Here is a 6,964-nt window from a genome sequence, read left to right on the forward strand (position 1 = left end):
GGCTGGATACGGCGCTTGACGGCCAGGTAGACCTTGACCATCTTCTGCACGCCTGGAGGCAGTTCATCGCCCTGGGTCAGCTTGCGCTTCTTCTCTTCGAACTTGTTGTCGAACTCAATACGCGCCTGGGAAAGGCTGTCGCGCAGTTGCTCCAGCTGACGCGCCACATCTTCCTCGCTCAGACGGATATCGAACCAGTCGTAGCGAGCCAAGCTGTCCAGGTAGGCAGCAGTAATGGTTTCGCCCTTCTTGAGCTTTTGTGGACCACCGGTGGCAGTCTTGCCCTCGATCAGGCGGCGAATACGGCCAAAGGTATCATCTTCCACGATACGCATCTGGTCAGCCAGGTCTTGCTTGTAATCACCCAATTGCGAATCAATGATCTGTTGCGCACGCGCATCGCGATCAATCCCTTCACGCGTGAAGACTTGTACGTCTATCACAGTGCCGGACATGCCGGACGGCACGCGCAGAGAGGTATCCTTTACATCAGATGCCTTTTCGCCGAAGATCGCGCGCAGCAGCTTCTCTTCCGGAGTCAGTTGGGTTTCACCCTTAGGCGTTACCTTGCCGACCAGCACATCGCCAGCGTCGACTTCAGCGCCGATATAAATGATGCCGGAGTCATCCAGACGACCCAGCATGCGCTCGGACAGATTGGAAATATCACGTGTGATTTCTTCCGCACCCAGCTTGGTGTCGCGTGCAACAACGGACAACTCTTCGATATGGATGGAGGTATAGCGGTCATCCGCCACTACACGCTCGGAAATCAGGATCGAATCCTCGAAGTTATAACCGTTCCATGGCATGAACGCGACCAGCATGTTCTGGCCCAGCGCCAATTCACCCATATCGGTGGAAGCACCGTCGGCAATCACATCGCCACGTGCCAGCACGTCACCAACATTAACCAGCGGACGCTGGTTGATATTGGTATTCTGGTTGGAGCGGGTGTACTTGGTCAGGTTGTAAATGTCCACGCCGACTTCGCCAGCAGCAGCTTCTTCGTCATGCACGCGCACCACGATACGGCTGGAATCGACATAGTCGACCACACCGCCACGACGCGCAGTCACTACAGTGCCGGAGTCAACAGCCACGGTACGCTCAATGCCAGTACCAACTACGGCCTTCTCGGCACGCAGACATGGCACAGCCTGACGTTGCATGTTGGCACCCATCAAGGCACGGTTTGCATCATCATGCTCCAGGAATGGAATCAGCGAAGCAGCAACAGATACGATCTGGCCTGGCGCCACGTCCATATATTGCACGCGGTCTGGTTGGGCCAATGTAAATTCGTTGTGATAACGCGCGGAAACCAGTTCTTCCTTGAACTTGCCATTCTTGTCCAGTTCAGAATTCGCCTGGGCGATCATGTACTGGCTTTCCTCAATCGCGGATAGGTAATCAATGGTATCTGATACCTTGTTGTTATCCACGCGACGATACGGTGTTTCCAGGAAACCATATTGGTTGGTGCGGGAATACAACGCCAGCGAGTTGATCAGACCGATGTTCGGACCTTCAGGCGTCTCAATCGGGCAAACACGGCCATAGTGCGTGGAATGTACGTCACGTACTTCAAAACCGGCACGTTCGCGGGTCAAACCACCTGGGCCAAGAGCAGAGACACGACGCTTGTGCGTGATCTCGGACAATGGGTTGGTCTGATCCATAAACTGGGAGAGTTGCGAAGAGCCAAAGAATTCGCGGATTGCGCTCGATACCGGTTTCGCATTGATCAGATCGTGCGGCATCAGATTGTCGGACTCAGCTTGCGACAGTCGCTCCTTCACGGCACGCTCGACGCGCACCAGACCAGCGCGGAACTGGTTCTCCGCCAATTCACCGACCGAACGGATACGACGATTACCCAAGTGATCGATATCATCAATTTCGCCGCGACCATTGCGCAGTTCGATCAATACAGCGATGACGGCCAAGACATCGTCATTGGACAGTGTACCTGTACCTTCGGCGCCTTGCGGGCCGACCTTCTCATAGAAACGGCGCAACCAGGCAGCAGTGCGCTCCTCGATTTTTTCAGGGAAGGCACGGCGGTTGAACTTCATGCGACCAACGGAAGACAGGTCATAGCGCTCTTCATTGAAGAACAAACCTTCGAACAAGGCCTGCACGGCTTCTTCGGTAGGTGGCTCACCAGGACGCATCATACGGTAGATGGCAACGCGGGCGCTGTACTCATCTGGAATTTCATCAATGCGTAATGTTTGCGAGATATAGTCGCCATGATCGAGATCATTCGCATACAGCGTATTGATCTTCGCCACTTCTGCTTCGCGCAGCTTCTCCAGCAAACTTTCAGTGACTTCATCATTGGCATTGGCCACAACTTCACCGGTGGACTTGTCAATGATATTGGCAGCCAGCGAACGACCCAGCAGGAATTCGTCAGGCACGGTGATCTTGTTGATACCAGCCTTTTCCATATCGCGGATATGCTTGACGGTAATGCGCTTGTCCTTGGCAACAATAACCTTGCCGTCCTTGTCCAGGATATCGAACTTGGCGACTTCACCGCGCAGGCGCTCGGGCACCAGCTCGAACTGCACACCCTTCTTCGCCAGATGGAAGGTATCAAAATCGTAAAATGTTGCCAGAATCTGCTCTGGAGTATAGCCCAATGCCTTCAGGAGGATGGTGACCGGCATCTTGCGGCGGCGGTCAACACGGAAATACAGATAATCCTTGGGGTCGAACTCGAAGTCGAGCCAGGAACCACGGTAAGGGATGATGCGTGCGGAAAACAGCAACTTACCCGAGCTGTGAGTCTTGCCACGATCATGCTCAAAGAACACACCGGGACTGCGATGCAACTGCGACACGATGACACGCTCGGTGCCATTGATCACAAAAGAACCATTCTCTGTCATGAGCGGCAGTTCGCCCATGTAGACTTCCTGCTCCTTCACCTCCTTGACGGTAGGTTTGGAAGCCTCTTTATCCATAATGGTCAAACGAACCTTGACACGCAAAGGCGCAGCATAGGTGAGACCACGCTGCTGACACTCCTTGACGTCGAACGGCTCTTGACCAAGGTTATAACTCACAAAGTCCAATCGCGCATTGCCGGAATGGCTGACGATAGGAAACACCGAACTGAATGCAGCCTGCAAGCCCGCTTCGGTACGCTTGTCGACATTGATATCAGCTTGCAAGAACGCTGCGTAGGATTCCAATTGCATGGCGAGCAGGTAAGGTACTTCCTGCACACTTTCACGTTGGGCAAAACTTTTACGCAGACGTTTCTTTTCGGTAAAGGAATAGCTCATAGCATCTCCTGAGGATAGAGGGCAGAAGACAGCAGCCCCTCGGACTGCTGTCTTCTAACTTCTTAGAAATGGTGAAGGCTGACAGTTTCCTGCCAGCCCATCCACCATACTTACAGCGGTATTACTTGATTTCAGCCTTAGCGCCAGCTTCTTCCAGCTTCTTGGCAGCAGCTTCAGCATCAGCCTTGGAAACGCCTTCCTTAACAGCCTTAGGAGCAGCGTCAACCAGGTCCTTAGCTTCCTTCAGGCCCAGAGAGGTCAGTTCGCGAACAACCTTGATCACGTTTACCTTGTTGTCGCCAGCGGATGCCAGGATTACGTCAAACTCAGTCTTCTCAGCAGCAGCGGAACCTGCGTCGCCAGCAGCGGCTGGAGCAGCTACTGCAACAGCTGCAGCAGCTGCGGATACGCCAAACTTCTCTTCCAGATCCTTGATCAGTTCGGACAGTTCGAGAACGGTCAGGGACGCAATAGCGTCAAGAATTTCTGCTTTGGATAATGCCATTTGTTAATACTCCTGATAAATTAAGATATAGATTAGGCTGCTTGCTTTTGATCGCGCACAGCTGCAAGACCGCGTGCAAACTTTGTAGGCACTTCGTTGAGTGTGCGTACAAACTGTGCAACAGGCGCCTGCATCGTGCCGAGCAACTTAGCCAGCAACTCTTCACGGCTTGGCAAGGTAGCCAGGGCTTGCACACCCTTGGCATCAAGTACCTTGCCCGGCAAAGCGCCAGCCTTGATGACGAACTTGTCGTTGGCTTTGGCAAAATTGTTCAGAACCTTTGCCGCGGCAACTGGATCGGTAGAAATACCGAATACCAGCGGGCCCACCATGTCGTTCGCCAGCCCAGAAAACTGTGTGCCGTCGACAGCGCGACGTACCAGGGTGTTCTTCAGAACACGCAGGTAAACACCGGATTTTCTGGCTTCGGCGCGCAACTTGGTCATGTCGCCCACTTCGATGCCACGATACTCAGCAAGAACAATTGCCTGAGCCTGAGCGACTTGCTCGCTAACCTCAGCAACTACTGCCTTTTTCTGCTCAAGATTAAGACTCAAGGTCTTCTCCTTCCGTTAATTAAGCATTTGCAGTCTCCCGCAAACACCTTCCCACGGCGACCTTTCATCAGGAATAAAAATCCTGTTCCGGGTAACGCCATCTGCGTAGGATTTGGCTAGAGTTTTGCCGCCATTAAGCCCGACTGGGCTCCTACGGTCTTTGATAACCCCATGGCTTGCGCCACGGGCCCAAAGTTCTTTGCGACGCCGGCTGCTTCAAGCCGGCGCCTGATTCATTACGCCAGGTTGGACTGGTCTACGCGTACACCGGCACCCATGGTGCTGGAAACGGAGACCTTCTTCAGGTAAACACCCTTGGAAGAAGCAGGCTTGGCCTTGTTCAGCGCGTCCACCAATGCAGCCAGGTTAGCTTGTAACGCTTCAACACCGAAAGAAGCGCGACCGATCGTGCAATGCACGATACCGCCCTTGTCGGTACGGTACTGCACCTGACCAGCCTTGGCGTTCTTCACGGCAGTAGTCACGTCCGGAGTCACTGTACCAACCTTGGGGTTAGGCATCAGACCACGCGGACCGAGCACCTGGCCCAGCGCACCAACGATACGCATCGCATCTGGTGTTGCAATCGCAACATCAAAATCCAGCATGCCTCCCTTGACTTGTTCAGCCAGGTCTTCAAAACCGACGATATCCGCACCAGCAGCCTTGGCAGCCTCAGCAGCAGCGCCTTGTGCGAATACAGCAATACGCTTGGTCTTGCCTGTACCGTGTGGCAGCACCAGAGCACCTCGCACCAACTGGTCAGACTTACGCGCATCGATACCCAGATTGATAACCGCATCCACGGATTCATCAAACTTGGCAGTTGCAGTCTCTTTCACCAACGCCAGCGCGTCAGCAACGGGATATACCTTGTTACGGTCAACCTTGGCGCGCAAGGCATCAATACGCTTGGAAACCTTAGCCATTTACATACCCTCCACTTCAATACCCATGCTGCGTGCGCTACCAGCAATGGTACGCACGGCAGCATCCAGATCAGCTGCAGTCAAATCAGGAGACTTGGTCTTGGCAATTTCTTCAGCTTGCGCACGAGTGATCTTGCCAACCTTGTCTGTATGAGGACGCGGGGAACCCTTGTCGATTTTCGCAGCCTTTTTGATCAGAATGGTGGCAGGAGGAGTCTTCATCACGAAGGTGAAGCTCTTGTCTGCAAATGCAGTAATCACGACAGGAATCGGCAAACCTGGCTCCATGCTTTGTGTTGCAGCATTGAACGCCTTGCAGAATTCCATGATATTCAGACCACGTTGACCCAGTGCAGGACCAACAGGAGGACTTGGGTTGGCTTTACCTGCAGGAATCTGCAGCTTGATATAGCCAATAACTTTCTTTGCCATCTTTAACTCCTAATTTGGGTAGTAGCGCTTGCCTGAGCAAGCTCCCCAGTTTAGATACATGATGCACCGCATCACACTAACACACCCAAAACAGCAGAGTGCAAAAAGCCGTGCCGCGCCAAACGGCACGACACAGTTCAAATACTTACACTTCTTTTTCCACTTGGTTGAAGTCTAGCTCCACCGGAGTCGCACGCCCGAAAATGACGACGGACACACGCAATTTGTTCTTCTCGTAGTTGATATCTTCAACACTGCCAGAGAAATCCTTGAATGGCCCATCAATGACACGCACAGACTCACCCCGATCAAAGGTAAGCTTTTGCGTTGGATTACTCTTACTTTCATCCATGCGCTGCAGGATGATTTCAACTTCCTTGTCCTTGATTGGAGTCGGCTTCTGGGCAGTACCACCAATAAACGCCGTTACTCTTGGAGTACTTTTCACCAAGTGCCAGCTTTGATCGCTCATCTGCATCTGCACGAGAACGTAGCCGGGATAAAGCTTGCGCTCGGTAATGCTTTTAACGCCGTTCTTGACTTCAACTACTTCTTCTACAGGCACCAAGATATCGCCGAACATATCTTCGATATCAGAGCGTGCAATACGCTCTTCCAGCCCTTTTTTGACAGACTTTTCAAAACCCGAAAATGCCTGCACGGCATACCAACGCATATTATTACTCATTAAGCCCCTCTCCCCATCAGCTGCTTCACAGCCCACATGAAGCCCATATCAACTACCCAGAGGAAAATAGCCACAACAATCACCAAACCAAATACTGCCGCTGTGGTTTGAATGGTTTCCTTACGGCTAGGCCAGACGACCTTACGGGTTTCAACCACGGCTTCACGCGCAAATACAAAGGCGCCTTGCCCGGTTTCAGACGTTTTCAACACCAACAGTGCAAATACAATTCCCGCCAAGAAAGCCAGAATACGCACCACCAGCGCTTGATCTGCCAACAAATAAAAGCCGGCAACCCCTGCAGCAACCAACAGCAGGGAAATCACCAGCTTGATCTTTTCGGTCATATTTTGCACTTAAATAATGGCAGGCCAGGAGGGCCTCGAACCCCCAACCCTCGGTTTTGGAGACCGATACTCTGCCAATTGAGCTACTGGCCTGTAAAACTTTACCAACATAGACGATTGCGCCAATCTCTTGACGCAATCACAAGGTATCACTTACTCAATAATTTTAGCCACGACGCCAGCACCGACGGTACGGCCGCCTTCACG

The 6,964-nt window shown here is 52.6% G+C and carries 7 protein-coding genes and 1 tRNA gene; all 8 read right to left on the bottom strand.

Annotated features, from left to right (window positions below; translation table 11 throughout):
- Positions 1-3,299 (bottom strand): DNA-directed RNA polymerase subunit beta (gene rpoB, locus V7Z75_RS13955; protein ID WP_334109255.1); only part of this gene is annotated, 3,299 nt, incomplete at its 3' end.
- A 121-nt stretch (positions 3,300-3,420) separates the two neighbouring features.
- On the bottom strand, positions 3,421-3,804 hold the full coding sequence (rplL, locus tag V7Z75_RS13960) for a 50S ribosomal protein L7/L12 (protein ID WP_334109256.1): 384 nt from the start codon (positions 3,802-3,804) through the stop codon (positions 3,421-3,423).
- A 32-nt stretch (positions 3,805-3,836) separates the two neighbouring features.
- Entirely contained in the window at positions 3,837-4,361 is a 525-nt protein-coding gene (gene rplJ / locus V7Z75_RS13965; RefSeq protein ID WP_025873090.1) for a 50S ribosomal protein L10, read from the bottom strand.
- A 236-nt stretch (positions 4,362-4,597) separates the two neighbouring features.
- Positions 4,598-5,290: a 50S ribosomal protein L1 gene (gene rplA / locus V7Z75_RS13970; protein WP_334109258.1), complete on the bottom strand. Its 693-nt coding sequence runs from the start codon at positions 5,288-5,290 to the stop codon at positions 4,598-4,600.
- On the bottom strand, positions 5,291-5,722 hold the full coding sequence (gene rplK / locus V7Z75_RS13975) for a 50S ribosomal protein L11 (protein ID WP_334109259.1): 432 nt from the start codon (positions 5,720-5,722) through the stop codon (positions 5,291-5,293). It lies immediately after the preceding gene.
- Between the two features lie 145 nt (positions 5,723-5,867).
- Positions 5,868-6,410 (bottom strand): transcription termination/antitermination protein NusG, encoded by a 543-nt coding sequence (nusG, locus tag V7Z75_RS13980; protein ID WP_334109260.1) that lies wholly within the window; start codon positions 6,408-6,410, stop codon positions 5,868-5,870.
- On the bottom strand, positions 6,410-6,757 hold the full coding sequence (gene secE / locus V7Z75_RS13985; protein WP_334109262.1) for a preprotein translocase subunit SecE: 348 nt from the start codon (positions 6,755-6,757) through the stop codon (positions 6,410-6,412). Before secE ends, nusG begins: the two co-directional genes overlap by 1 nt.
- 17 nt (positions 6,758-6,774) lie before the next feature.
- Positions 6,775-6,850: transfer RNA gene (locus V7Z75_RS13990), tRNA-Trp, on the bottom strand.
- Positions 6,851-6,964 lie beyond the last annotated feature (114 nt).

It is taken from the genome of Methylobacillus sp. (assembly GCF_036844465.1).
Taxonomy (GTDB): Bacteria; Pseudomonadota; Gammaproteobacteria; order Burkholderiales; family Methylophilaceae; genus Methylobacillus.